The 26,037-nt window shown below is 51.1% G+C and carries 20 protein-coding genes; 7 read left to right on the plus strand and 13 right to left on the minus strand.

All coding sequences use genetic code 11. The features are described 5' to 3' along the window. Positions 1-138: 138 nt before the first annotated feature. The 4 genes from L2725_RS11185 to L2725_RS11200 are packed head-to-tail and all read right to left on the minus strand — an operon-like array spanning position 139 to position 5,493. Positions 139-318 (minus strand): Trm112 family protein, encoded by a 180-nt coding sequence (locus L2725_RS11185; protein ID WP_249249032.1) that lies wholly within the window; start codon positions 316-318, stop codon positions 139-141. Beyond that, positions 305-1,318 carry a tetraacyldisaccharide 4'-kinase gene (gene lpxK, locus L2725_RS11190; RefSeq protein ID WP_249249033.1) on the minus strand — a complete coding sequence of 338 codons (1,014 nt, stop codon included), beginning with the start codon at positions 1,316-1,318 and terminating at the stop codon, positions 305-307. The genes L2725_RS11185 and lpxK overlap by 14 nt, the downstream gene beginning before the upstream one ends. Next, the gene (msbA, locus tag L2725_RS11195) at positions 1,319-3,142 is read right to left on the minus strand and encodes a lipid A export permease/ATP-binding protein MsbA (RefSeq protein WP_248935765.1); all 1,824 of its coding nucleotides are present in this window, start codon (positions 3,140-3,142) and stop codon (positions 1,319-1,321) included. It abuts the gene before it with no gap. A 35-nt stretch (positions 3,143-3,177) separates the two neighbouring features. Beyond that, positions 3,178-5,493, minus strand: a complete 2,316-nt coding sequence (locus tag L2725_RS11200) for a DNA internalization-related competence protein ComEC/Rec2 (RefSeq protein ID WP_249249034.1) — start codon at positions 5,491-5,493, stop codon at positions 3,178-3,180. Between the two features lie 32 nt (positions 5,494-5,525). Here L2725_RS11200 and L2725_RS11205 point away from each other — a divergent pair, with 32 nt between their 5' ends. After that, on the plus strand, positions 5,526-6,050 hold the full coding sequence (locus tag L2725_RS11205) for a DUF2062 domain-containing protein (RefSeq protein ID WP_249249035.1): 525 nt from the start codon (positions 5,526-5,528) through the stop codon (positions 6,048-6,050). Between the two features lie 48 nt (positions 6,051-6,098). On the opposite strand, the gene lolE is transcribed toward L2725_RS11205, so the two are convergent. Genes lolE through L2725_RS11220 form a run of 3 tightly spaced genes read right to left on the minus strand, consistent with a single transcriptional unit; the run spans position 6,099 to position 9,281 of the window. Further along, complete coding sequence (gene lolE, locus L2725_RS11210; RefSeq protein ID WP_249249036.1) at positions 6,099-7,349, minus strand: lipoprotein-releasing ABC transporter permease subunit LolE; 1,251 nt, start codon at positions 7,347-7,349, stop codon at positions 6,099-6,101. Continuing rightward, the gene (gene lolD / locus L2725_RS11215; RefSeq protein WP_249249080.1) at positions 7,346-8,038 is read right to left on the minus strand and encodes a lipoprotein-releasing ABC transporter ATP-binding protein LolD; all 693 of its coding nucleotides are present in this window, start codon (positions 8,036-8,038) and stop codon (positions 7,346-7,348) included. The genes lolE and lolD overlap by 4 nt, the downstream gene beginning before the upstream one ends. 10 nt (positions 8,039-8,048) lie before the next feature. After that, complete coding sequence (locus tag L2725_RS11220; RefSeq protein ID WP_249249037.1) at positions 8,049-9,281, minus strand: lipoprotein-releasing ABC transporter permease subunit; 1,233 nt, start codon at positions 9,279-9,281, stop codon at positions 8,049-8,051. An 83-nt stretch (positions 9,282-9,364) separates the two neighbouring features. Between L2725_RS11220 and L2725_RS11225 the strand changes: the two genes are divergently transcribed. Further along, positions 9,365-9,934, plus strand: coding sequence for a hypothetical protein (locus tag L2725_RS11225; protein ID WP_249249038.1), 570 nt, complete (start codon positions 9,365-9,367; stop codon positions 9,932-9,934). Here L2725_RS11225 and L2725_RS11230 read toward each other — a convergent pair. Beyond that, positions 9,931-10,482: a GNAT family N-acetyltransferase gene (locus L2725_RS11230; protein WP_249249039.1), complete on the minus strand. Its 552-nt coding sequence runs from the start codon at positions 10,480-10,482 to the stop codon at positions 9,931-9,933. The two genes, L2725_RS11225 and L2725_RS11230, sit on opposite strands and share 4 nt — an antisense overlap. A gap of 137 nt (positions 10,483-10,619) precedes the next feature. Between L2725_RS11230 and mfd the strand changes: the two genes are divergently transcribed. Beyond that, positions 10,620-14,096, plus strand: a complete 3,477-nt coding sequence (gene mfd, locus L2725_RS11235; protein WP_249249040.1) for a transcription-repair coupling factor — start codon at positions 10,620-10,622, stop codon at positions 14,094-14,096. Positions 14,097-14,098: 2 nt separating this feature from the next. After that, complete coding sequence (locus tag L2725_RS11240; protein WP_249249041.1) at positions 14,099-15,067, plus strand: peptidoglycan binding protein CsiV; 969 nt, start codon at positions 14,099-14,101, stop codon at positions 15,065-15,067. Positions 15,068-15,135: 68 nt separating this feature from the next. On the opposite strand, the gene L2725_RS11245 is transcribed toward L2725_RS11240, so the two are convergent. The 3 genes from L2725_RS11245 to nagZ form a co-directional block, all read right to left on the minus strand. After that, complete coding sequence (locus L2725_RS11245; protein ID WP_249249042.1) at positions 15,136-15,411, minus strand: acylphosphatase; 276 nt, start codon at positions 15,409-15,411, stop codon at positions 15,136-15,138. Between the two features lie 655 nt (positions 15,412-16,066). Further along, positions 16,067-16,609: an alpha/beta hydrolase YcfP gene (gene ycfP, locus L2725_RS11250; protein ID WP_249249043.1), complete on the minus strand. Its 543-nt coding sequence runs from the start codon at positions 16,607-16,609 to the stop codon at positions 16,067-16,069. 11 nt (positions 16,610-16,620) lie between these two features. Next, positions 16,621-17,643: a beta-N-acetylhexosaminidase gene (nagZ, locus tag L2725_RS11255; RefSeq protein ID WP_249249044.1), complete on the minus strand. Its 1,023-nt coding sequence runs from the start codon at positions 17,641-17,643 to the stop codon at positions 16,621-16,623. 321 nt (positions 17,644-17,964) lie between these two features. On the opposite strand from nagZ, the gene L2725_RS11260 reads away from it, so the two are divergent. Then, the gene (locus L2725_RS11260; protein WP_249249046.1) at positions 17,965-19,341 is read left to right on the plus strand and encodes an L-serine ammonia-lyase; all 1,377 of its coding nucleotides are present in this window, start codon (positions 17,965-17,967) and stop codon (positions 19,339-19,341) included. A gap of 60 nt (positions 19,342-19,401) precedes the next feature. Here the strand turns inward: L2725_RS11260 and cysB are convergent, their stop codons facing one another. Further along, positions 19,402-20,376 (minus strand): HTH-type transcriptional regulator CysB, encoded by a 975-nt coding sequence (gene cysB, locus L2725_RS11265; RefSeq protein ID WP_115138567.1) that lies wholly within the window; start codon positions 20,374-20,376, stop codon positions 19,402-19,404. A 230-nt stretch (positions 20,377-20,606) separates the two neighbouring features. On the opposite strand from cysB, the gene L2725_RS11270 reads away from it, so the two are divergent. Next, positions 20,607-21,386 carry a hypothetical protein gene (locus tag L2725_RS11270; RefSeq protein WP_249249047.1) on the plus strand — a complete coding sequence of 260 codons (780 nt, stop codon included), beginning with the start codon at positions 20,607-20,609 and terminating at the stop codon, positions 21,384-21,386. A gap of 234 nt (positions 21,387-21,620) precedes the next feature. Here the strand turns inward: L2725_RS11270 and topA are convergent, their stop codons facing one another. Continuing rightward, the gene (gene topA, locus L2725_RS11275; protein ID WP_249249048.1) at positions 21,621-24,284 is read right to left on the minus strand and encodes a type I DNA topoisomerase; all 2,664 of its coding nucleotides are present in this window, start codon (positions 24,282-24,284) and stop codon (positions 21,621-21,623) included. Positions 24,285-24,666: 382 nt separating this feature from the next. Here topA and astB point away from each other — a divergent pair, with 382 nt between their 5' ends. After that, the gene (gene astB, locus L2725_RS11280) at positions 24,667-26,001 is read left to right on the plus strand and encodes an N-succinylarginine dihydrolase (protein WP_249249049.1); all 1,335 of its coding nucleotides are present in this window, start codon (positions 24,667-24,669) and stop codon (positions 25,999-26,001) included. Positions 26,002-26,037: the final 36 nt, after the last annotated feature.

Below are 26,037 nucleotides of genomic sequence, written 5' to 3' on the forward strand. Positions count from 1 at the left end.
ACAATGACCTCTGATACAGCAGGATTTCCTTAAAGGACGCGGATTCTAGATCACATCCGGGTTGTGAGCAACGTCATCACGTCCCGTGAAAACGACAAACGCTCCCATGGGAGCGTTTGTGACTCAGCGTACGGCTTATCAGGCTTGTTCCTGATACTCCTCAGCACGGTTTTCCAGCAGGACTGGAATGCCATCTTCAATTGGATAGGCCAGCTTATCCGCTTTGCAGATCAGCTTCTGATCTTCTTTTTGGTACTCCAGTTTGCCCTTGCACACAGGGCAAGCCACGATTTCCAGTAGTTTTTTATCGAACGCCATGGGTGGTTCCTTGTTTTCCCGCTTTTGCTGCCGCGACTTTTTGCAGCAGCTGTGTATCAAATTCTGGCGCTAGCTTGGCATCAACAGCCAGATACCACCAGTTTTGTTTTGCAAAACCGCGACACTTGATCGCATCTTTTTCTGTCATCAGTATCGGCAGGTCCTGTGACAGGGTATCAATATCCCCGGCAGTGAACGCCTGATGGTCGTTAAATGCTCTGGTCTTTACCAGCTCAAATCCCTGTTGCCTCAACGTGGTAAAGAAGCGTTCCGGATTGCCTATCCCCGCCATGGCGGCAACTTTATCGCCGGCGACAGGGGCATGGGAATTGTCACCCGCGGTCAACTCAACCAAGCCTGAGGGTTCCAAGGTCATAGCAAACTCACCAGCTTGCGCAGTGCCGCCATTACACAGGCGAAAATCCACACTGTCCAGACGCCATGGCCCTTCACGCAGCGGACCTGCCGGGATCAGCATACCGTTGCCAAATCGTCTTTCACCATCGATAAGGGTGATTTCGATATCCCGTCCCAGAGCATAGTGCTGCAGACCATCATCGCAGATCACCAAGTCCACATCGCCCTGCTTCAGCAAGGTTTCCAGGGCGGCAACCCGATTAGGTCCCACGACCATAGGCACCTGGGTACGAGCAAAGATCATCGCTGGTTCATCACCGACATCTTTACTTGAGTGTTCAGGTGTGACGCGCAAAGGGGATTTAATCTCAGCGCCATAGCCCCGGCTGATCACCCCGGGCTTATATCCGGAGCGACGCAGAAGCTCAATCAGGTACAGGACTGTCGGCGTTTTACCGCTGCCACCAGCAGTAATATTGCCCACCACAATCACGGGAACCGGGCTGCGGTAGACGGGCTTAATGCCAAGGCGAAACAGGCTGCGGCGAACCGAAGAGATCAGGGCAAACAGCCAGGACAAAGGCCAGAAAACCCATTTCAGCCAATGTCCTTGGTACCAGATTTTATGAACGAATCGCTGCATTTAGCTTCCAAATTGCATCTGATACAGCTTGGCGTACATACCACCGTGTTCCAGCAGGGATGCATGGTTACCGGCTTCAACTATCTTGCCCTGCTCCACCACCAGAATCTTGTCGGCGCTTTCAATAGTCGACAGTCTGTGCGCAATAACCACAGAGGTACGGTTATGACGCAGATTATCCAGCCCCTGTTGAATTGCCTTTTCAGACTCAGTATCCAGAGCAGAGGTTGCCTCATCGAGGATCAGTACAGGTGCATCTCGCAATATCGCACGTGCGATAGCGATACGCTGACGCTGCCCGCCGGACAGCAGTACACCGTTCTCACCCACCATGGTGTCCAGCCCTTCCGGCAACTGCTCAATAAACTCCATGGCGTGAGCAAGTTTGGCGGCATTAACTATCTGCTCACGGGTTACATCGCCTGGATAGGCATAGGCGATATTGTTAGCAATGGTATCGTTAAACAGGGTCACCTGCTGAGACACCAGCGCCACCTGCGAACGCAGATTCTTAAGGTCGTAATCGTAGATGCTTGCGCCATCCAGTTTGATACTGCCCTGTTCCAAACCTATATAGAAACGGGTGATCAGACTGGCAATGGTTGACTTTCCTGAGCCGGAACGTCCCACCAGCGCCAGGGTTTCACCGGGCTTAACCTCGAAATCTATATGTTCGAGGGCAAGCCTGTCCTGCTCTGGGTAGCGGAAGGAGACATCCTGGAACTGCAACAGGCCTTTGACACGGTCAGCCTTATGGGTACCAAAATCTGGCTCAGGCTCAGTATCCAGCAGCTCAAAAACTGCGGTACAGGCAGCAATACCACGCTGGAACTCGGCATTGACCCGGGTCAGGTTTTTGATGGGTTGCAACATGGCCAGCATGGCACCCAGGATGGTAGCGAAAGTACCGGCAGTCAGCTCAGTTTTCATGCTGTCCAGGCTGGCAGCATAAAGCACAAAGGCCAGCGCGAAGGAACCGATAATCATAATGGTTGGCTGGCTTATTGCCTGAGCCACAGCCAGCTTCATATTCTGCTGGCGGTTACGATTATTGATCTGGGCAAAGCGGTTAGATTCAGTTTCCTGGCCACCAAAGGCCAGCACGTTTTTGTGTCCTTTCACCATCTGCTCTGTGGTGGCGGTTACCCCGCCCATGGCAGACTGAATTTCCCGGGAAACCTTGCGGAAGCGGCGGCTCACCACAGTCATCACCAGCCCCATCATAGGACCGATCACCAGAATACAAAGGGACAGTTTCCAGGAATACCAGAACATCAGAGCCAACATGCCGATTACGGTAACACTGTCGCGCACAATAGAGATCAAGGCACTGCCCGATGCACGGGCGATTTGTTCGGTATCAAAGGTCACGCGGGAGATCAGGTTACCCGAGTTTTCACGGTCGATATAGCTGACCGGTAAGCTCAGGTAATGCTCAAACACCTGCTGACGCATCTTCATGATCAGCTGAGCACTCATATAAGAGATGCTGTAGGTCGAGACAAAGTTGGCCAGTCCACGAAGAGTGAACAGACCTATCACAACGAAAGGAGCCAGAGTCAACACATCACTACTGGCCTGGAAACCACCGTTTGAGACCACATCCATGGCACCGCCCATACCGGGCATACTGGATGCAGAGCTTGCCTGACCGGCAAAACCTTCATCGATAAATGGTTTGATAAAGGCAATAAAGGTCGCGTCGACAAGGCCATAGGTGATAAGTCCGGCAACCGCCATGGCAAACATGCCTTTCATCGGAGTGATGTACCCCATCAGGCGTTTAAATACGGTCCAGACTTCATTTTTCTCAGCAGTGCTCATGAGGAAATCATACTGTTGACAACAAAAGCGCCATTCTACCCCCCTTTTTTTGCCACTCCAAACTCAAACCGTCTATTGTACCAAAAAGGCGCCATATCTGCTCGATAACTGAACACCCGCCAGTTTTTTTCAGCCGGCTCAATCACAAAGCTGATTTGCCCGAGCTCACCGGAAGTCAGCGTTCGCACACCCGCCTGCTGGTACCGGGCGACAACATCCGGCTTGGGAAACCCATACTGATTGCGATAACCCGCGGCGAACAATGCAATATCCGGACTGACGGACTCAATAAACTCCCGGGATGAAGAGGTTCTGCTGCCATGGTGAGGCGCGACCAAAATACTGCTGCTTAACGCGACGCCAGAGCCCAACAAACTGGCCTCAGCTTTAGCCTCAATATCTCCGGGCAGTAATACACTGAATTGGTCATCACTGATTCTGAGTACGCAGGAGCCATCATTATCATCTGAAGGTGCAGATGGCCCCAGAATCTCAATTTCCAGATACTGCCAACTCAGCTGTTGAGGACGGCAATTAATGACAGCATTGGGCCAGCTGTCGCTGATAACGTTGGCATCAGGAAATCTCTGCAATATCCTGTCTGCACCACCTGCGTGGTCGTTATCACCATGACTCACTACCAGATAATCAAGATGGTTCAATCCGCGGTCGTCGATAAAGGGCAATATGGTGCGGGCCGCATACGTAAAGTCACCATAGGCAGCCCCGGTGTCGTATAAGATGAATCTGTCATTTCGGGATACCAGCACAGACAAGCCCTGCCCCACATCAAGCAGGTGTACCTGCCAGCTCGAGCTTGATTGCATCTGTGGAGTCAGTTGGATGAGCAGCCATTGGGCAGCTGCTACAACCACCGGCAGTGCAGGGATAAATGCCAACATTCGCCACCCGGGCGCCCGCCACCATATGACAGCAGCGCATACTATGACGGATAATGCCCACTGCCATTGTCCCGGGACATTCAGCAGCACAGCAGGCCAGCTATTACTTTGCTCCAGTAGCCAGGTAAAAGGGGTAAGTCCCCACTGCGCGGGAAACAGTGGCCAAACCGCATCAACACCAATTAACGCCAGCAGATAGGCCACAATCCCCCCGAGCAAAGCAGCTGGAATTACCAGCAAACTAAACCAGGGCACCATCAGCAGATTGACCACCATACTGTAAGGACTGAGAGAGCCAAAAATCAGTGCCTGTACGATACCAAGCCCCAACGAAAGCAGCAGTTGCAACCTGATAACCCCCAGTACCAGCTGTTTTATCCCGGACTTCCTCTCCAGAGGCGATTCGCCTTTCGCTCCGAGAGCTAACAAAATGATAGCCAGCGCACTGAAGGATAACCAAAACCCTGCCCCCAATGGCGACACAGGGTCGACCAACAACACCAGAGCCATAGCATAGAGCAACCTTTCCCAGGCCGAAGCGTAGCGGGTACTCACCATCAACAGCAGCACCATTAGTAGCATCACCAGCGCCCGGGTTGTGGGCAAAGCAAAACCGGCAAGCCCGGCATATACGCCAGCGCCACAGGCCGCCAAAGAGATGGCAACGACTTGGTTTCGCCGGGACTCTGAGGGCAGCAAACGGTTTAACGTCAAGCTGGCCAACAGATAAATCCAGCCGCTGACCACACTCAGATGCAAACCGGAAATCGCAATCAGGTGACTTGTGCCCGTCTGCCTTAACTCTTGCCATCTCTCATCTGATACCAGGCTTCTGTCCCCCAGAAGCAGGGCCAGCAAAATATCCCCCGATGCCATGGACGAGATATCGGACTTGAGATGCACCAACACAGACTCAGGGGCATCACTTATCAGAGTGGCTTCAGTAACCCGACCTTTAGCTATAATGTGGCGGCTGATAAAGTATTTCTGTTGATTGAACCCTCCCTGATTCATCACAGAGGTAATCGCCTTGGGTTTGACCTCCAGCAGCCATACCTGACCGGGTTTCACGTTTGGAGGTTTGGGCCAGCTCAGGCGCATTCCAGGTCGTAATGGCCAATAGCTTTCAGGTCCAATCAGGCGGATATTCGCCCCTATCCAGTCGCCCTCACCCGATACAAGTGATATGATCTCGCCCCGCACCTGCACCCGGCCTGACTGCTGATATTGATATTGGTCAGCCAGTGTCTGTATTGGCAGGTCAAACAGCAAAGTGATATACCCGCTAAAATAGATGACAGCGAAGAGCGAACCTGAAATCAGGGGCTGTCGTTTACATGTCAACAAAGCAAGGCAGAATAGTCCGGGCAACCAGACAAGCCCGGGGAGATCAGGCCACAGGACAGTGGAAATCAGGGTGAGACAAAACCCGAACAGGAAATAGTTCATACGAGATACAGTAAAGACAGTAAATTCAGCCTATGCCAAAAAAACTGCTCGAACGATTTATCCCCAAACCGGAAACACTGAAGCAACACAAGCATTTAAAAATGTTTGGTAGCCTTCTGCACAACACTAATCTCTGGGTGCTCAACCGCAAGTCTGTACCGGGTGCGTTTGCAATTGGTCTGTTCAGTGCCTGGATGCCCATTCCGTTTCAAATGGTGCTGGCTGCGGCGCTGGCGATTTTCTTCAGGGTTAATGTCCCTGTCTCTGTGGCACTGGTATGGATTACCAACCCTATCACCATGCCAGTAATGTTCTATCTGGCTTATCTTGTTGGCGCCAGTCTCCTGGGGATAGACGCCAGCACTTTTCACTTTGAAGCCTCATGGGCCTGGCTTAAAGCCTCTTTGACCACTATTGGCCCAAGCTTCTTGCTGGGATGCGCTGTCATGGCTATTACCTGGGCTGCTGTCGGTTATTTTATCCTGCGCAGCCTGTGGAAATACGCCACCATGCTCAAATGGCAGAACAGGCGTAACAAGGCAGCCGCAAACAAATAATGACCATCAAAAAGCCGGGATTAACCCGGCTTTTTTCTGTTTGAATTCTTACCGACCGGACAAGGCCCTTGCCGGCATAATCTTACTGGCTTTAAACGCAGGATAAAGTGTTGCAATCAGGCTCATCAACAATGCCATTCCCAACACCAGCACCACATCTGAAAGCTCAAGCTGTGATGGCAGGAAATCAATAAAATAGATGTCTCCCGCCAGCAACTGCACAGAAAACAGGGATTCAATCCCCTTGGCAATGCTGCTCAGGTTGATGGCGACCAAAGTACCTATTGTCCCACCCAGCAGGCACCCCAGAATTCCGTTAAGCGCCCCCTGAACCACAAAAATAGTCATCACGGCGCCCCGGCGCACACCCATTGTCATCAGGATGGCAATTTCTGACGCCTTGTCTCTGACAGCCATCACCAGAGTAGACACGATATTGAAACAGGCGACCGCAATGACCAGAGCCAGCACCAGATACATCACCACGCGCACCAACTGAATATCCTGATACAGGTGCCCCTGCGTCCGGGTCCAGTCATTCATATACAGGTATTGATCCTGCTTAAAGCCCAGCTCGCGGATCAGCGATGGGGCCATAAACACATCGTCGACCTTAATGCGCAACCCGGTCACCGAATCTCCCATATTCAGCAGACCTGCAGCATACGCCATGGGGATATAAGCATTGGCAAGTTCGAGTTCACCACCAAGCTTAAAGGTCCCTGTGATCACAAATCTGTGGCTTTTAGCGCCCCCCAGCCGGGTACTTTGACCATTGCTGACACTGGGCACATAAAGGGACAACTTGTCGCCTATCTTTAACCCCAGCTTACGCATCAGCCCTTCACCAAGCACAATATGATTCTTATCACTCTCCAGTGATTGCCAGGCTTGGGGAGACATATAATCGCGGATTACCGACACTTCAGGCTCAAATCTGGTATCAATGCCGGTCACCGCCAATCCCTGAAAACCACCAGGCTTCTGCACCAAGCCTTCGATTCGGATAAATGGGGCAGCGCCAGAGACCCCCGGAATCACCAGCGCAGACTGCAGCATGCCAGGCCAGTTATGAACAGGTTCAGCCGCGCCAATCAATTCACCATGGGGAACCACGCCGAGAAAGCGATTTTGCAACTCACGCTCAAAACCGTTCATGGCGGAAAGTACGATAATCAGAACCGCTACGCCCAGAGAAATACCCGCCGTAGAGGCAAAAGAGATAAAACTGATAAAACCGTTGGCCTGCCGGGCACGGTAAAAACGCCAACCAATCCAAAAGCCCATCAAGGATTTCATGCACTCGCCTCATCAGGCACGATCAGGCCGTCATGCATTCGAACCCGGCGGTCCATTCTGGCAGCCAGTTGGTTATCATGGGTCACCACCACAAAGGCGATCCCCAGTTGTGATGCCAGATCCCGAATGAGCTGATAAACCGCTTCACCACTGACGGCGTCCAGGTTACCGGTTGGCTCATCGGCCAGCACCACCCGGGGTTGATTGATCAAGGCCCTGGCAATGGCAACACGCTGACGTTCACCACCTGAAAGTTCAGATGGCGCATGTTTACCCCTGTGTCCAAGCCCGACTTTCTCAAGCAACTCCTGAGCCTTTTCCATCGCCTGCTTGCGCCTGGTACCGGCTATCAGCGCTGGCATTGCCACATTCTCCAACGCGGAGAATTCAGGCAACAGATGATGAAACTGATAAATAAATCCAAGCTCAAGGTTACGTACCTGAGCCTGTCTTGCCGCATCCAGGCTGAACAGCTCCTCTTCACCCAGCCAAACCTCACCACCACAGGGGGTATCCAGGGTACCGAGAATATGCAGCAGGGTACTTTTGCCTGAACCTGAACTGCCGACAATGGCCAGCTGTTCCCCCTGGCGCACCTCAAGGGTGACACCTTTAAGCACGGGAGTTTCTGCCGCACCATCACGATAGGTTTTGGTTATATTGCTGCAGCGCAGCACAACTTCCTGCATTTTCTCTTCTCTATTCATACCTCAGGGCTCCGGCCGGCTGTACTCTGGCGGCTCGTAATGCCGGATAAAGTGTCGCCAGCAGGCTGACTACCAGGGTGCCCACGGCAATCCAAACCAATTGGGGAACACTCAACTGAGCGGGCAACATGGTACCGGCCCCAAGAATCGCTATCCCCAGGGAGCTGAGCACAGTATTGATATTCAGGGTCACCAGTACCCCGGCCCCAAGACCCAGTATCAGGCCAATCAGGGCGTTCAGGCTCCCCTGAAACATAAAGATCGCCATCACCTGGCCATGGGTCATGCCCTGGGTCTTCAGTACAGCGACATCAGAGGTCTTGTCCACCACCATCATCACCAGTGCGGAAACGATATTAAAGGCGGCCACGGCAATGATCAGACTCAGCATCAGGGACATCATGTTCTTTTCCATCTTCACCGCACTGAACAGATGACCATAGTCCTGTCGCCAGTCACTGACCTGCACTTTAATGCCCAACTTGTCCGCTACCGCCCTGACTTCAGCTGCCAGCGCGGGCGCATTGAAAGGATCGACCAGGTACAGCCTTAACTTATCGACACCATCCGCAGACTTGCGCATGAGTCGTCGCGCATCCTGATATTGAACATAAGCCACGGAAGCATCCACCTGAGAGCCCATCTCAAACAGGCCACTGACGGTGAATTTTCTTTGACTGGGCACCGGCCCCAACGGCGAATAAACCACGCCCTCGCCACTGAGAATGCGCACCTTATCCCCCGGGACCACTCCCAGAGTTTGAGCCAGTTGGCTGCCGAGGATGACGTGATACTCCCCCGCCTCAAGGCTGGAGAATGAACCTGCATAGGTATGACGGGCAACATCTGAGACAGTGCGTATCTGTTCCGGATAGACGCCATACAGTTGCACGGCCGCGATATTGGATGGTGACTGCAACATGGCCTGGGTTGATGCGCTGTCAACCACAGCCTTGACGCCCTGTATCTCTGACAAGGCTTTGCGCAATGATTCCGGCTGGGTGAAACCTTCAGCAGCAGAGACAGTCAACTGAGGCACAGCCCCAAGGATCCGTTGCTTCAGCTGTCCCTCCAGACCGTTCATGACACTGGATACAATAATCAGGGCAGCTACACCCAGAAAGATGCCACTGACGGCAAAAAAGGTAATAAAAGAGGCAAAGGCATTGGCCTTGCGGGCGCGCCAGTAGCGATAACCGATAAAAAATGGTGTGGAGAAGTTCATTGGCCCCTGGCGGCTAAACTTGCTAAATCAAAGGAATGGGCACGATAATAGGTGGAATACCGGCATAAATAAAGAGGCAAGCCTTGATATCCTCAGACAATTCATACTTTAACGTGCCTCACGAATTCACGGCCTACCTGGAACCCTGGCAGCAGGAGTCGCTGCCGGACGAAACCGCTCTGAAAGAGATGCAGTCAGTGGGTTTGAAACTGATCACTGAAGTTAAAGAGTTGGAAAACGCCTGCCTGCTGCAATTGCGGAATCTGGATAATGAAGCCAAAGCTGTCGTGGATTTTCTTAAACTACAGTCCCGTAAAGTGGATCTGGTTCTGCAATACGTACTGGAAAAAGAGACTCAGCATGGACAAAAGCACCCGGGGCTGAGCTTCGGTGGCAGCGGGTTTACCATCTCATCGGCAACACCTTTGACTGTCGGCCAGCAGTTTAAAACCACACTCTATATCCGCGAAGAGCTAATCAACATCCTGTGTATCGCGACAGTCATAGCAACCAGCAGCGAAGATGGCGTTCACCGAGGCCAGCTTGAATACAGTGCCATTCTGGAGTCAGATATCGAGCAATTGGTACAGGCGAGCCTGAGAGTCCAGCAGAAACAACTCAGAGCCAGAAAACAGGCTCAGGCGGGCAGCTAGACTGATGAGCTGCGCCACTCTCCGGCCAGCAAACCATAAACGGCATGGTCCACCACCCTGCCGTTAATATTTTCAGCCCTGCGGATAACCCCCTCCAGAGTAAAACCCAATCTCTGTGCCACCTTCCGGCTGGCAAGATTCTCCACTGCGGCAGCAATTTCCACCTTTTCTAACTTGAGCTCGTCAAAGGCAATATGCAACAACTCAGATACGGCGCGGGTGACCAGACCCTGGCCCTGGCATTGCGCGCTAAGCCAATAACCTATATCCGTTTTGCTCAACTGTCTGTCAATTTTGTTTAAACTGACATTCCCCACTAACTCCCCCTGGTACAAAATGCCGCAGGTCAGTGACTGGCCAGCTGAATACCCCTGCAGCGCATTGGTAATAAAGCTCATAAAGAACTCACGGTTATGAGCGTTATGGGGCCATGCCAGCCAGCGTCCCAGGTATTCTCTTTCAGCGTCCACTATTTCCAGATAGCGAGCAGCAAACCCCGGCTCTACCAGCGCCAGCATCAAAGACTCGTCCACTTCTCTTACGAACATAATTTTCCCTTCTCATCCCTAACAACCCAATAAACGGCGGGCAATCTCTGCCCGAAGGCCCCTAAAAACTGGCACAGGTCACGCCAAAACTCTACAATGTCGGCAACTTGCCGCGATAACAACAGTAAAGCATTTCAATGACTGAGTTTTCCGTCCTTACGCCACCCGGCCAACTTAAAAACGCAAGAATTCAAGCTCTAAGCGCCCCTACCAGTGTGGCCAAAGCCATGACGCTGGCCAGTATCGGCCGTCAACACCCGGGCACTACCCTGATTGTCACCCACGATACTCCAAGTGCGCTGGCGCTGGAGGCAGAGCTCAGTTATCTGCTTCAAGGAGCTGAGCTGCCGGTAAGACTGTTTCCGGACAGAGAAACCCTGCCCTACGACAATTTTTCCCCGCATCAGGACCTGATCTCCGCCAGACTGGAAACCCTGTCCAGGTTAGGGGGTGAAAGCCACTCTGTGCTAATCGTGCCAATTTCAACCCTGATGGTTCGTCTGCCCCCCCAGTCTTTTATGGCTGGCAATGTGCTGGTACTGAAAAAAGGTGATAAGTACGACCTGCAAACCATGCGGCAAACCCTGACGGATACAGGTTACCACCTGGTTGACCAGGTCTACGAGCACGGTGAATTTGCGATTCGCGGCTCGATTCTGGATATCTTCCCCAGTGGCAGCAACAAACCTGTTCGAATTGAGTTATTCGATGACGAAATTGAGTCATTGCGTTTCTTTGACCCTGAGACCCAGCGCTCCAGCATTGAGATGCCACAACTGAGGATGCTGCCTGCAAGGGAGTTCCCGACCGATAATCAGGCTATTGAGGGCTTCCGTCAGCGTTATCGCCGCCGCTTTGAAACCATCTCCAAAGAACCGGAATCCATCTACCAGCAGGTCAGCCGTAAGTTGATGCCTGCAGGCATAGAAAATTATCTGCCACTGTTTTTCGACACCACTGCCACCCTGTTCGATTACTTGCCGCCGGATACTCAAATTGTCACCTGTGGCGATATTGAAGCGGCCGCCAGAAACCATCTGACAGAAGTGGAACAAAGATACGAAGACAGACGTATCGACCCTTTGCGCCCATTACTTGAGCCTAAAGAGCTTTACCTGCTGACTGAGCAACTGTTTGGCGCATTCAAACCTTTGCCCCGGTTTGTGGTCACCCGTGATGCCAGTGATGAAAAGTATAAGTACAAGTTTGCCAAGGCAACAGCCCTGCCGGATATCACGGCCAACCATAAGCTAAGACAACCGTTAATCTCGCTCGCTCAGTACCATACAGACCACCCCAAAGTTCGCCTGCTCTTTTGTGCGGAATCTGAGGGGCGTCGTGAAGCACTGCTTGAACTGCTGGCCAAGATTGATATTCGCCCCAGGGTGCTCGACCACCTCAACGACTTTATCGACAGTGATGACCCCCTTGGTCTGATAGTCTCTCCCTTGTCTCAGGGGTGCCTGCTGTCCGACAGCAAAGTTGCCATTATTTGTGAGACTGAACTCTTTGGTCAGCGCATTGCTCAGCAACGCCGCCGGGACAAAGAACGTCAGATCAGCAGCGACCTGTTGATTAAGAATCTGGCAGAGCTGAAAGTGGGTCAGCCCATTGTCCATCTGGAACATGGTGTGGCCCTGTATCAGGGGCTGGAAACTCTGGATACCGGAGGCCTGGTAGCTGAGTACCTCAAGCTGGAATATGCCGGCGGAGACAAACTCTATGTGCCTGTCTCCTCTTTGCATCTGATCAGCCGCTACAGCGCAGGGACAGAGGAGTCTTTGCACCTCAATAAACTGGGTAACGAAACCTGGGCCAAAGCCAAGCGTAAAGCCATTGAGAAGATCCGTGACGTTGCCGCTGAGTTGCTGGATGTCTATGCCCGTCGGCAGGCCCGCCCCGGTGATGCCTGTCAATTGGATGAAGAGGAGTATGCACTCTTCTCCCAGGGCTTCCCATTTGAAGAAACCGTGGACCAGGAAACCGCCATTCACGCCGTACTGGCAGATATGCGCTCCCCTATCGCCATGGATCGTTTAGTGTGTGGTGATGTGGGCTTTGGTAAGACAGAAGTCGCTATGCGTGCCGCTTTCGTTGCGGTCAACGATGGCAAACAAGTTGTGGTATTAGTTCCCACCACACTGTTGGCCCAGCAGCATTATGAAAACTTCAAGGACAGATTCGCCGATTGGCCGGTGAGCATTGAAGTCATGAGCCGATTCCGCACCACCAAAGAGCAAAACCAGGTGCTGGACAATCTGGCTGCAGGCAAAGTGGATATTGTGATCGGGACTCACAAATTACTGCAGTCCGGCGCTCAGTTTGAAAACCTTGGATTACTTGTGATCGATGAGGAGCACAGATTCGGCGTTCGTCAGAAAGAGAAAATCAAAGCGCTCAGAGCCAACGTAGATATCCTGACGCTGACCGCAACTCCTATCCCGCGGACACTGAATATGGCGATGTCAGGTATGCGGGATCTGTCCATTATCGCCACACCTCCAGCCAAGCGACTGGCAGTGAAAACCTTTGTGCGCGAGTATGACAAAGCCACTGTTCGCGAAGCCATCATGCGTGAAATCCTTCGTGGTGGTCAGGTCTATTTCCTCCATAATGCGTTAGAAACCATAGAGAAGTGTGCGGCAGATATTCGCGAACTGGTTCCGGAAGCCCGTGTCGTTACCGCCCATGGTCAAATGCGTGAGCGGGAACTGGAACAGGTCATGTCGGACTTTTATCACCAGAGGTTCAATGTGCTGGTTTGCACCACCATTATTGAAACCGGTATCGATGTTCCCAGCGCCAACACCATAATTATCGACAGAGCCGATCACTTTGGACTGGCTCAACTGCACCAGTTACGTGGTCGGGTTGGGCGCTCGCATCACCAGGCCTATGCTTATCTTATGACGCCTCATCCCAAGCGCATGACCAGTGACGCCCGCAAACGTCTTGAGGCTCTGGAAGCACTGGAAGACCTTGGTGCAGGGTTCATGCTGGCCACTCAGGATTTGGAGATCCGGGGAGCCGGCGAACTGCTGGGGGATGAGCAAAGTGGTCATATCTCAAAAATCGGCTTCAGCCTGTATATGGAGATGCTGGAAGGAGCGGTTAAAGCTCTGAAAGAAGGTAAAGAGCCATCACTGCAGCAGATGTTGAAACAACAGTGTGAAATCGACCTTCGAATCCCAGCCCTGCTGCCGGAAGACTATGTGGGCGACGTAAATATGCGTCTGTCGCTGTATAAGCGCATCGCCAGCTGCGAGACAGATTCAGCCCTGGATGAACTCAGGGTCGAGCTTATTGACCGTTTCGGTATGCTGCCCGATGCCGCCAAAAACCTGCTGACGCTGACTTTGTTCAAGCACAAAGCCACTGAGCTGGGTATCAGCAAAATTGAGATGCATGCCAAAGGCGGCAGCATGGAATTCGCTGACAATCACTGCATAGATCCGGGATTTATCATTGGTTTATTGCAAAGTCAGCCACAAATCTATCGTATGGATGGGCCTAATAAGTTAAAGTTCCTAATCTCGGCTGAAACGCCGAAAGACAGGCTGGAATTGGTCAAGACCATACTGGACCAGCTGTCACAAAATCGTCTTGGAGAGTAAACGTGTTTCGTTTAATTGGGGTTTCCCTGCTGCTTGCCACTCTGGGTTTAAGCCAGAATGTCTCAGCCAGTGAAGAGAACTGGTTTGAAGTTGAAGTCTATGTGTTCAGTCGCCAGGCTGCGGACAGTGAACAATGGCCGGAACAGGCTGTGCCCGCTGACACCCGCAAAGCGATAGACCTGATAACTCCTGTGGTATCTACCGATGTGTCAGGGTTGAATTCAGCGCTGAACGGCTGTACGGCCGCCGACTGGGCCACCAGGCCTGATTGGTGTAATCAGCAGATGTTGCAAACCAGCCGAACCCACCCGGAACAAGTTCCTGTGACCATAGGGGCGGCACAAGAGACCTATGCCAGCGCAGATGAAGCAGCAGTGCTGTTGGCAGACAGTCAAAGCCAGTTTCAGGAGCTGATCAGCAAATTATCCCGGGAGCCTGGCGTGACGGGTCTGTTGCATATGACCTGGCAGGAAAATATGAAACCCCGCCGCCAGGCCAAGCCTATCCGTCTATATGCAGGCAAAGATTTTGGCAAAAATTATCGCGCCGACGGGTCTGTCATTGAAGCTGATAATGATCTGGTACAACACTTCACCTATCTTAACGACTTTCTCACCCAGGATAGTGAAGACCCTGTTTGGCAATTGGATGGCACTCTCAACATCTATCTGAATCACTGGCTCTACATTGAAACCGATTTGGTACTGCGTGAAGAGGGAGACAAAACCCTGGCGACACCAGAGCCGGAACTGACAGAGCAAAGCGTCGTTGCTGATGACACGGCTGAAGAAGCCAAACAGGTTCCCTATCTTTACGCGATTCACATGAAGCAGAATCGACGGGTAAGAAGCAATGAAATGCACTATTTTGATCACCCGAAACTGGGGCTGCTGATTCAGATCCGTAAAATGGAACAGCCATCGGAGAGGGAAGTTGATCAGGAAAGTGAAGCCAGGGACGTTGGGCAGTAATCCATCACCATTCAGGGCGGTCGTGACCGCCCTTTTTTACGCCTGTTTACCAGCCAAAAGAGAGGAACCTAAAGTGCAATGATTGAAAAATCCAGATAGATATCATTGTCCTGATCTTCATCAACCAGAACCTGCTCGACTTCTGCTGCCGGTGCTCCATGATGGCACCAATCAATCAGCTGGGCCACCGCACCATCGCCTCCCTGCACCAGAATCTCGACGCTGCCATCATCCCGGTTACCCACATACCCAGTCAATCTCAGCTCGTTGGCTTTTTCCAGGGTATAGCGGCGAAAACACACGCCCTGCACCTTGCCGATAACCTTTATCCGAACCCTTTTCATTGCAGGCTCCTGCAACACAGTGTTAACGGAAACATATACCAAGGTTGGGAAACAGGCAAAAAAAACAGCTAGCGAAACTGCTGCTAGCTGTTATCGGGCGACATACGCAAACTACATCAAAACCGGCAACATCCGCATCAGGATGTAACACGGCTCTGACGGTCGTCACTCTACAGAGATTATAAAAATCCGCAACCATTTTTTAGTGTATTTACACGTTTTATTAACCCTTTATCAGCACAATATTCCACACAAAGATCTTGCAGCAGTAAGTTGAAATACATAAGGCTTTGATAATTTGAGGAAGTGTTGTCGCCTGCAGCAAACAATCCGGCTATTTAACGAACAGAGAAATTTAAAATTAATATCATGACTGGTTCTGCCGACATGCCCTCTCCCCGGCTCAAGCGACGATTTTTTAAGCAGTTAATGTGGTTTATGGAATGGCTTTAAAATGGCTGAAAATAATGGGTGGGGCTGTCTCACAATATAAACAATCATCCTGTCAGATTGTTTATTGACCATATCGTGGTCAGGGCAAAAGGAACCGTTTCCCTCGCCATCAACAGGTTTTATCCGGTTAATAAAATGTAAAAATGCCACTGGCAATAAGCGAGTGGCATTGTCTGTTTCTTCGGGCCGTTTTCGGTCAGTATCAGGTCAAATCCCGGAAGGCTTTTATCGCCATAAGATGGGGACCCAAAGAGGGAAACTTATGCAGCTGCTCCTCATCCCAGATAACCTCGTAAAACTCCCCAAGAGCATCAGAGATCGGTTTTTGATCGAAGACTTCATCCTGGCGTGACAGTATCACCAGACTTTTGCCACGGTTTTTATCTCTGAACTGACTGACACATTTACTGGCAATATCTGCGTACTCTTCAGGCCTGTCTATCTTGCCCAGCATATTTTGCTCAGGCCAGAGATTAGGGTTAATCAATACGCTGCGAAGTCCTGACAAAAAACCGATACGCTCACACCAATAGGCTCCTAAACCAACCCCGATCAGAATGGGATTTGGATCGTCACTCAGCTTAAGTTGCTTGTCCACCTCATTAAGCAGATGCTGCATATCATGTCTTGGGTGCTGAGTACTGTAACTGACCAGCCTGACGTCATCGTCAATAAAGGTAAGCTGGCGAATTTTGTCATGATTCCCGGGACTGGTAGCATCATATCCATGCAGATAAAGGATCATTCTTCCTCCTGTTACTGACGAGAAAAATCATTAATCAATTTGGTAAGCTCCCTTCCCCGCTGCCAGCGGGCTTCATTATCCAGAGCTTTGATTGCATCCATCGCATTGGCTTTCAAACGATTAGCAGGCCTTATTGAAGCCTGTTCAGGCCAGGGAAAATCCTCCAACACTTCGGATACGCCATCAGGGTTATTGCAAAGCAGGATCATGTCACAACCAGCATCCAGTGCCGCTTTTGCTCGCTGGCGGAATCCTCCGGCAAATGAAGCCCCATGCATACCCAAATCATCGGAGAAGATCACCCCATCAAAGTTAAGCTCTGCCCTCAGGATTTCCTGTAGCCAAAAACGGGAGAAACCGGCAGGGCTGGGATCGACCTTACTGTAGACCACGTGGGCGGGCATCATGCCATCCAGCATTTGCTCACCACACAGGGTCACGAATGGCGGCATATCTTTGGCTCGGATATCGGCAAGCGGTCTGTCATCAACCGACATGGCGACGTGGGAGTCAGCCTGTACACTGCCATGACCGGGGAAGTGTTTACCCACACTGGCCATACCCGCAGAGCGCATCCCTTTTATCCAGGCTCTGGCAAGCTGTGTAACTTCATCAGGCTTTGAGCTGAAACTGCGCTTACCTATCACTTCACTGATACCGTTGAGATCCAGCACGGGCGCGAAGCTCAAGTCGATATCACAGGCCAGCAATTCAACCGCCATCACGAATGCCAGGTCTCCGGCCCACTGACAGGCCAGTTCCATATCGCCACGGGCGGCGGCAAGAATATCGCCCATGGCAGGAATTTCAGTAAAACCCTCTCTGAAACGTTGAACCCGACCACCTTCATGATCCACAGCGATCAGTAACTCTTTGTTCGCCGCACGGATCTGCGCGACCAGTTCACACAACTGTTGCCGGCTTTCAAAATTGCGGCTGAAGAGTATCACGCCGCCAACCGCCTCATGCTGCAGTTGAGGCACTTCGGTTTCACCGACGCTCAGGCCGGCAACATCCATCATCAGGTAACTCATCCATTCCCCTGTTACAGGCCAATATCAACAAACCTTGGGATTAAAATAAGCGATAGTGAAAAAATGCTTTTCCCGGATAAGCTTATCTGACTTGGCTCATCAAAAAATCTAATGCTAAAAAACGGTAAAACTTGTGGGATACTGACAACTCACGGTTCACATTGAATAACACAATGCCTGTCCCACGGTGCATTTCAGCCCAAGAGTAACCCGAAGCGCCGGGCAGCGCGAGTGATACAGTTCAGTCAGGTCAGCTTTAGTCCAAACATTCATCTGACATACAGCGACCTTTCACCGAAGCAACAAAACAAGGCGAGTCTCATGATTAGTGTTTTTGATATGTTCAAGATCGGCATCGGCCCTTCCAGCTCCCACACCGTCGGCCCCATGAAAGCAGCCAAGGTCTTTGTCGATATTCTCCAGGAGAAAGGATTACTTGCCCAAACCGATGAGTTGCGTTCAGAACTCTTTGGCTCTCTGGGTCAAACAGGCAAAGGCCACGGCACAGGTAAAGCTGTGATCCTGGGCTTAATGGGTGAAGACCCAGAAACCGTTGATACAGATAATGTTGATGCCACATTGTTACGGGTCGAAAAAGAGCAGCAGATGGTAGTGACCGGTGGTCATATCGTTAAATTTACCCGGGAAAACGGCATTACCTATCACAGGCGCAAGTCTCTGCCCGCTCACGCCAATGCCATGACACTCTACGCCTACAAGGACGGCGAGTTATTATATGAGCGTACCTACTACTCAGTTGGCGGCGGTTTTGTGCTGGATGAAGATGAGATTCAGGCCAAAGATGCCTCTCCCGCTACTCCCATCACAGCCGCCCCCTATGATTTTGACTCCGCGGCGCAACTGCTCAATCTCTGCAATGAAAATGGCCTGAGCATTTCATCTTTGATGATGGCCAACGAGCGTGCAGTTGCCTCTAATGAGGAGATTAACGCCGGGCTTTGGCGTATTTGGGAAACCATGAAGTCCTGCATTGAGCGGGGTTACCTCAGAGAGGGATTGTTGCCTGGAGGCCTCAAACTCAGACGCCGCGCGCCCGGACTGTACCGCAGATTGAAGGCAGAAGGTAAAAATAACGTAGATCCACTCAATGCGATGGATTGGGTTGACCTGTTCGCCCTGTCAGTCAATGAACAGAACGCCGCCGGTGATCGGGTTGTTACTGCACCGACCAATGGTGCCGCCGGTATTATTCCTGCCGTACTTTGCTACTACCACACCTTTGTACAGCCAGTGGATGAAGATATCTGTGCACGATTTTTACTGACAGCGGCCGCTATCGGCATTCTGTACAAGAAAAACGCCTCAATTTCGGGTGCTGAAGTGGGCTGTCAAGGTGAAGTCGGTGTGGCCTGCTCTATGGCTGCAGCCGGTCTCACTGAGATTATGGGTGGCACAGTTGTACAGGTGGAGAATGCGGCAGAGATAGGGATGGAGCACAACCTTGGGCTCACCTGTGATCCGGTTGGCGGCCTGGTGCAGGTCCCTTGTATCGAACGTAATGCCATGGGCGCAGTTAAAGCCATTAATGCTTCACGTATGGCCCTCAGAGGCGATGGTCACCACAAGGTATCACTCGACAAGGTGATCAAGACCATGATGGACACAGGCAAAGATATGCGATCCAAGTACAAAGAAACGGCGAAAGGCGGTCTGGCCGTAAATATCGTGGAATGCTGATTCCCCGTCAGACAGAAATAAAAAATCCCGCTCCGGCGGGATTTTTTTAACGAAGCGACGTCAACGAACCGGCAAATCAAAGTCTGCAAACAGTTTTTCAATCGCCTGGGGATCTCGCAACGCCACCGCTTTTTCAACCACATCACGGGTCAAATGCGGAGCAAAACGTTCCATAAAGTCATACATATAACTGCGCAGGAAACTGCCTTTGCGGAAACCGATTTTAGTGGTGCTGTAATTAAACAGGTGGCTGGCATCAATCACTTTCAGGTCACTGTCCAGCTGTTTATCAATAGCCATTGTGGCAATAACACCAACCCCAAGCCCCAAACGCACATAAGTTTTGAGTACTTCGGCACTGGTTGCACTGAACACCACTCTGGGCTCGAGTCCTGCCCGATTAAAGGCACGCTCAATCTCTGATGCTTTGTCGAAACCGAACACATAAGTCACCAGAGGAAAGCGAGCGAGATCCTCTATGGTTAAGTGACTGACATTCGCCAGCGGATGATCTTTAGGCACCACTATGCTGCGATTCCAGTGATAACAGGGCAACATAATCAGGTCGCTGTATAGGTGCATCGCCTCAGTCGCAATCGCAAAATCAGCATCACCGCGCGCCGCCAGCTCACTGATCTGGGATGGGGTTCCCTGATGCATGTGCAGATTGACCTTGGGGTAGCGCTCAATAAATTGGCGGATAATAGGTGGCAATGCGTATCTCGCCTGGGTATCTGTGGTCGCAATATTCAGCTCACCCTGATCCGGGCGGGTGTACTCTTCCGCCACGCGCTTGATGCTGTCTACCTTGCCAAGGATATCATTAGCGATGGCAATAACCTGCTCTCCTGCAGGAGTCACATGAGTTAAATGCTTACCACTGCGACCAAAAATCTGAATACCCAACTCATCTTCCAGCATGCGTACCTGTTTACTGATCCCCGGCTGTGAAGTGTAAAGGTTCTCCGCTGTAGCCGAGACATTGAGGTTGTGATTCACGACCTCAGCAATATACCTGAGTTGTTGCAGCTTCATAGTCTTTCCTTTGAGCTCCGGCCTGTATAAACATCCTGCCTTACAGGTGAAATTGGGATGGGTATCTATAATTACTGGTTATAGTACACGTGAAATATTAAATCAAACTGGAATAAAGAAACAAGAGCTGCATACAAATGGGACAAGTTGGCAGGCTTAGACTAAGATAACTATGCTAGATTATTGATTTATTGTAGCATTGGCACAATTACGCAAACTCTGGATAACCTATGATTTTTTACTTGGTTCTCGCACTCATAGGTGCGCTACTCCTGCTGGTCATTGGGATAAACATTATTCAGCAGCAAAAGGATCGCTTGGAGACAGATCGCCGTAACGAGTTGATCCGTCAAAGAGCTGTTCTCGAAGAGACAGAAACTATACTGTCCAACTCTGCTATGCTGCCATGCTCCAACCAGATAATTCTGGTGCTATACCGGCGTATGAATGATGCTCTTGTCGCCGCCGTGGCCAGTGCTAATGACAAGCAAAAAGGGGAGTATGAGCGCCGCCAAAAAGATCTGGCAGCTCAAATCGAAAACCTCGCCAAAAACGCTGCTGCGGCCCCACCGCTGGAAAACTTCCGTTTGCCGGACAATGACAAACAGATACTGCAGCTGGTCCAGTCGCTGAAGAAGTTGAAGGCAATATTACGGGCAGAAAACAATAAAGGCCGGGTTGACCCCAATGTGTTTTCTCAGGAAGAGAAGCGTATTGATAACCTGCAACTGCGAATTAATGTGGATTCCATGTTGAACCGTGCCCGCAGTGCCGTTGGTATTAAACAGTATGGTAGCGCCAAGCAGATGGTAACCAAGGCACTGACCACTCTCAATGCCCTGAAAGCCCAGTCTCCCAATGACCCATTTATCAGTAAGAAAGCCGACGAAGCCAAAATGCTGCTGGATGAAGTGATGGGCGCCCAAAAACGTGACGATCCGACGCCACAGGCCAAAGAGAAGTCAGAAGACGATCTCGACGTGCTGTTTCAGCAAAAAAAGAAGTGGTAACCAGCCACTTGAAGTCACAAGGGAGCCTCAGGGCTCCTTTTTTGTTTCACTATCATTGCCTTGGGAGAAATGCTTCTCCGCCCCACAACCGCCTATCACTGTTTTTATAACAAGCGTCGTGAATTCGCTTCAGGCCACAGCTCAACACCAGCCCTATATTGTGGTATCAACCAAAAGCAAAAAACAAAGAACCCGGCCTGAGCCGGGTTCTTTTAGCACTTTATGAAATCAGGCTTACTTGGCCTTGGCTTTCGCCTTGGCAGGCGCCTTTTTCTTGGCAGGGATCTCTTCAACCCACTTGCCATCGACGAATTTCGCCACCCAACCAGTTGCTTTGCCGTTAACCTCACTGGCCACATACTGCTCTTTGGTCTTGCGACTGAATTTCACTATCGTTGGGTTGCCCTCATGGTCTTTAACCGGAGCATCCGCCAGATACTGATATTTTGGCCACAACTGATCGCGGTAAGTCACCAGCTCTTCAATCAATGGTGCACGGGTCTCCCGTGATTTGGGGAAAGTGCTGGCCGCCAGGAAGATACCGGCTGCTCCATCTCTGAGCACAAAGTAAGCGTCTGACTTGCTGCACTTCAGCTCTGGCAGATGGATAGGATCCTCTTTCGGCGGTGCCACTTCACCATTTTTCAGCAGTTTACGGGTGTTCTTACATTCGCTGTTGGTACAGCCAAAGTACTTACCGAAGCGACCATTCTTAAGCTCCATATCTGAGCTACAGCGATCACACTCAATAACCGGCCCTTCATAGCCCTTGATCTTGAACTGACCCGATTCCACTTCATAGCCGGAACAACTTGGGTTGTTACCACAGACATGCAGCTTACGGGACTCGTCGATCAGATAAGAGTCCATGGCAGTACCACAAATACCACAACGATGTTTGGCACGCAGCGCTTCGGTTTCAGCATCTTCGCTGAGCTGACTCACAGCCTCTTCGCCAGGCGTCAGGTTCATTGTGGTCTTACAGCGCTCTTTTGGTGGCAGAGCATAGCCGCTACAACCCAGGAATACCCCTGTGGTACCGGTTCGAATACCCATTGGACGGCCACAGGTAGGACAGCTGATATCTGTCAGTACCATCTGGTTAGGCTTCATTCCGCCCTCTTCAGGCTCCTGCTCAGCCTTTTCCAACTGGCCGACGAAGTCCTGATAGAAACCATCAAGCACTTGCTTCCACTGTTTGCCGCCCTTGGCGACATCATCCAGTGTCTGCTCCATACCCGCGGTGAAATCGTAACTCATCAGCTCTTTGAAGGATTGCTCCAGACGCTCACTGACAATCTCACCCATCTTCTCGGCATAGAAGCGACGGTTCTCTACCTTGACGTAACCTCTGTCCTGAATGGTAGAGATGATGGTTGCATAGGTGGATGGACGACCAATACCACGTTTCTCCAGCTCTTTAACCAAAGAGGCTTCACTGAAACGCGCAGGCGGTTTGGTAAAGTGCTGCTTGGGATCCAGTCCCTGCAGAGACAAACCTTCGCCGACTTCAACCACCGGCAAGGTGTTGTCCTCTTCGTTTTTCTTTTTCAGTGCTGGCTGAACCCGGGTCCAACCGTCAAAACGCAGCGTACGACCGTTGGCACGCAAGGTGTAATCACCGGCAGCCACAGTCAGACGAGTCGCGTCATAACGGGCTGGCGTCATCTGACAGGCCACAAACTGACGCCAGATAAGCTCATACAGGCGCTGAGCGTCGCGCTCCATGTCGTTCATAAAGGCGGCTTCCAACTTCACATTGGAAGGACGAATCGCTTCGTGTGCCTCCTGAGCGCCCTCTTTGCTGCCATAACGAATTGGCGAATCAGGCAGATATGCGTCACCAAAATCTTTACCAATCAATTCACGAACGCTGTCGACAGCTTCTTTACTCAGATTGGTAGAGTCGGTACGCATATAAGTGATGTGACCGGCTTCGTAGAGACGCTGGGCCAACATCATGGTCTTCTTCACCCCAAAGCCCAAACGGGTACTGGCCGCCTGTTGCAGGGTTGACGTAATAAATGGTGCAGATGGCTTGCTGGAGGTCGCTTTGTCTTCACGCTCAACAATCTTGTATTGAGCGTTATTGAGCACAGCAACCGCGGATTCAGCTTCAGCCTTGTTCCTGGGCTCAAAGGCTTTGCCCAGATACTTGACCACTTCCATTCGCAGGTTAGCCTGGCCTTGGGTCAGCAAGTCGGCATGAACATCCCAGAACTCTTCTGGAACAAAAGCTTTAATTTCCCCTTCGCGCTCAACCACCAAACGCACAGCCACAGACTGAACGCGACCGGCAGACAAACCTCGGGCCACTTTCTTCCACAGCAGTGGTGACACCATAAAGCCAACAACCCGGTCTAGGAATCGACGGGCTTGCTGAGCGTTAACCATATTGGTGTTCAGCTCAGAAGGATGGCTGAACGCCTCTTGAATTGCTGTTTTGGTAATTTCGTTGAACACAACTCGCTTATACCGTGAAGGTTCGCCGCCGATCACCTCTTGCAGGTGCCAGGCAATAGCTTCCCCTTCACGGTCCAAATCCGTTGCCAGATAGATCTGGTCAGCGGAGTTAGCCAGAGTTTGCAGTTCTTTAACCACCTTTTCCTTGCCTGGCAGGACCTGATAGTTGGCTTGCCAGCCATGTTCCGGGTCGACCCCCATACGGGCCACCAGGGATTGTTTCTCTTTCTGTTTCTTGTAGATGGCCTTCTCTTCGGCAGACATCTTGCGAACTTCAGCTGGAGATTTGGACGCGGTCTTTCCTTCAGAGGAGGAAGAAGTTGGCAGGTCACGTATGTGGCCCACACTGGATTTAACAATGAAATCTTTACCAAGATACTTATTAATCGTCTTGGCTTTGGCCGGCGATTCGACGATAACTAGCGATTTACCCATAGTGTGATTTGCGCCAAAAAGTCTCAGGAAGGTGGAAAATGGCTCCATATATAGAGGGTTGTCAGACGAGTTTCAAGTCTGAGGCCTCTTTAAATGCGCCAGCGACTCACTTTTTAATCAAGCATGAAAAAAATGTAAAAAATAATATTGCGTAATTAAAAACTATTCTTTCATGTTTTACCACAGATACCCCCATACTTATGCAAATCACTGTGTAGATGCAAGTTCTCTGTCCATCCACTGACTTGTTAAGCCTATTGGCTCCAGTATACTGAGGCCAATATTTCGCCCCGTGAATAGCGTCATAACAGGAATTTTAGCGCTATTGCAGCCAGGGGCAGTCCCCTTAAAACAATAAAACTTAACCCTACAAGGAAAGACAATGAAGCAATTTGAAGCAAACTTCGACGGGCTTGTTGGACCTACCCACAATTATGCAGGACTGTCTTTCGGCAATGTCGCTTCTTTAAATAATGCGGCACAAAAATCAAACCCTAAAGCAGCCGCCAAACAAGGATTGAAAAAAGCCAAGGCTCTGGCTGATTTGGGTATGGTGCAGGGGATGTTGGCACCTCAAGAGCGCCCTGATATCTATACACTACGACGTATCGGATTCTGTGGCAGTGACGCGCAGGTGCTGGAACAGGCCTATAAGCAAGCTCCTGCCCTGCTCAATGCCTGTTGCAGTGCATCAAGCATGTGGACAGCCAACGCCGCCACAATCTCTCCCAGCGCAGACACAGCTGATGGCAAACTACACTTCACACCAGCTAATCTGGTGGACAAACTGCACCGCAGCATTGAGCCGGAAACCACCGGAAATATTCTTAAAGCGATATTTAACAATGAGCAGTACTTCAGTCATCACCAACATTTGCCAGAGCACGCCAGCTTTGGTGACGAAGGTGCAGCAAATCATACCCGCCTGTGCCAGGCCTATGGTGATAAAGGACTGGAACTGTTCGTTTACGGACAACATGCAACAAACCCGGATGCCATAAAACCAAAACGCTTCCCCGCCAGACAAACCCTGGAAGCCTCACAGGCAGTTGCCCGCCTGCATGGTCTGGATGAGAGCACCACAGTATTTATGCAACAAAACCCTGATGTCATTGATCAGGGTGTGTTCCATAACGATGTCATCTCAGTGGGTAACCAGAATGTGCTCTTTTATCATGAGCAGGCATTCCTCAATACAGAAAGCGCTTTCGATGAAATTCGCCGCAAACTGGATGGTGATATTCACTTCGTAAAAGTACCTACCGCCCAGGTCGGTATTCTGGACGCAGTGAAAAGCTACCTGTTCAATACTCAGATCATCACACTTCCCAGTGGAGAGATGGCCATTGTTGCGCCTACCGACTGTCAGGAGAATCCTGCGGTACATGCTTATCTACAGGAACTGGTGACACTGGGTACTCCGATTAAAGAAGTTAAGTACTTTGATGTGAAGCAGAGTATGCAAAATGGCGGAGGCCCTGCCTGTCTTCGCCTGCGGGTTGCGATGAATGAGCAGGAACTGGCCGCCGTTAATCAGGGAGCACTGCTCACAGACGAGCTGTTCACCTCTCTGAATGCCTGGGTCGAAAAACACTATCGTGACGAGCTATCCAACGCTGACCTTGCAGATCCTCAACTACTGATTGAATCCCGCACCGCGCTGGATGAGCTAACTCAGATTATGAAACTGGGCAGCGTGTATCGCTTCCAGAAATAAGCTCCATCAAATCTAAAAAAGGCGCCAAATGGCGCC

Origin of the sequence: Shewanella corallii (genome assembly GCF_023349125.1) — a bacterium.
GTDB lineage: Bacteria > Pseudomonadota > Gammaproteobacteria > Enterobacterales > Shewanellaceae > Shewanella > Shewanella corallii.

Bases quoted from the DNA above. Each gene is read 5' to 3' on its own strand.
- lolE (WP_249249036.1), bottom strand. From the start codon at position 7,349: ATGAAATCCTTGATGGGCTTTTGGATTGGTTGGCGTTTTTACCGTGCC.
- L2725_RS11200 (WP_249249034.1), bottom strand. From the start codon at position 5,493: ATGAACTATTTCCTGTTCGGGTTTTGTCTCACCCTGATTTCCACTGTC.
- L2725_RS11185 (WP_249249032.1), bottom strand. From the start codon at position 318: ATGGCGTTCGATAAAAAACTACTGGAAATCGTGGCTTGCCCTGTGTGC.
- mfd (WP_249249040.1), top strand. From the start codon at position 10,620: ATGACTGAGTTTTCCGTCCTTACGCCACCCGGCCAACTTAAAAACGCA.
- cysB (WP_115138567.1), bottom strand. From the start codon at position 20,376: ATGAAGCTGCAACAACTCAGGTATATTGCTGAGGTCGTGAATCACAAC.
- L2725_RS11230 (WP_249249039.1), bottom strand. From the start codon at position 10,482: ATGTTCGTAAGAGAAGTGGACGAGTCTTTGATGCTGGCGCTGGTAGAG.
- nagZ (WP_249249044.1), bottom strand. From the start codon at position 17,643: ATGAGTTACCTGATGATGGATGTTGCCGGCCTGAGCGTCGGTGAAACC.
- L2725_RS11245 (WP_249249042.1), bottom strand. From the start codon at position 15,411: ATGAAAAGGGTTCGGATAAAGGTTATCGGCAAGGTGCAGGGCGTGTGT.
- topA (WP_249249048.1), bottom strand. From the start codon at position 24,284: ATGGGTAAATCGCTAGTTATCGTCGAATCGCCGGCCAAAGCCAAGACG.
- astB (WP_249249049.1), top strand. From the start codon at position 24,667: ATGAAGCAATTTGAAGCAAACTTCGACGGGCTTGTTGGACCTACCCAC.
- lpxK (WP_249249033.1), bottom strand. From the start codon at position 1,318: ATGCAGCGATTCGTTCATAAAATCTGGTACCAAGGACATTGGCTGAAA.
- L2725_RS11205 (WP_249249035.1), top strand. From the start codon at position 5,526: ATGCCAAAAAAACTGCTCGAACGATTTATCCCCAAACCGGAAACACTG.
- L2725_RS11260 (WP_249249046.1), top strand. From the start codon at position 17,965: ATGATTAGTGTTTTTGATATGTTCAAGATCGGCATCGGCCCTTCCAGC.
- L2725_RS11270 (WP_249249047.1), top strand. From the start codon at position 20,607: ATGATTTTTTACTTGGTTCTCGCACTCATAGGTGCGCTACTCCTGCTG.
- msbA (WP_248935765.1), bottom strand. From the start codon at position 3,142: ATGAGCACTGCTGAGAAAAATGAAGTCTGGACCGTATTTAAACGCCTG.
- lolD (WP_249249080.1), bottom strand. From the start codon at position 8,038: ATGCAGGAAGTTGTGCTGCGCTGCAGCAATATAACCAAAACCTATCGT.
- L2725_RS11220 (WP_249249037.1), bottom strand. From the start codon at position 9,281: ATGAACTTCTCCACACCATTTTTTATCGGTTATCGCTACTGGCGCGCC.
- ycfP (WP_249249043.1), bottom strand. From the start codon at position 16,609: ATGATCCTTTATCTGCATGGATATGATGCTACCAGTCCCGGGAATCAT.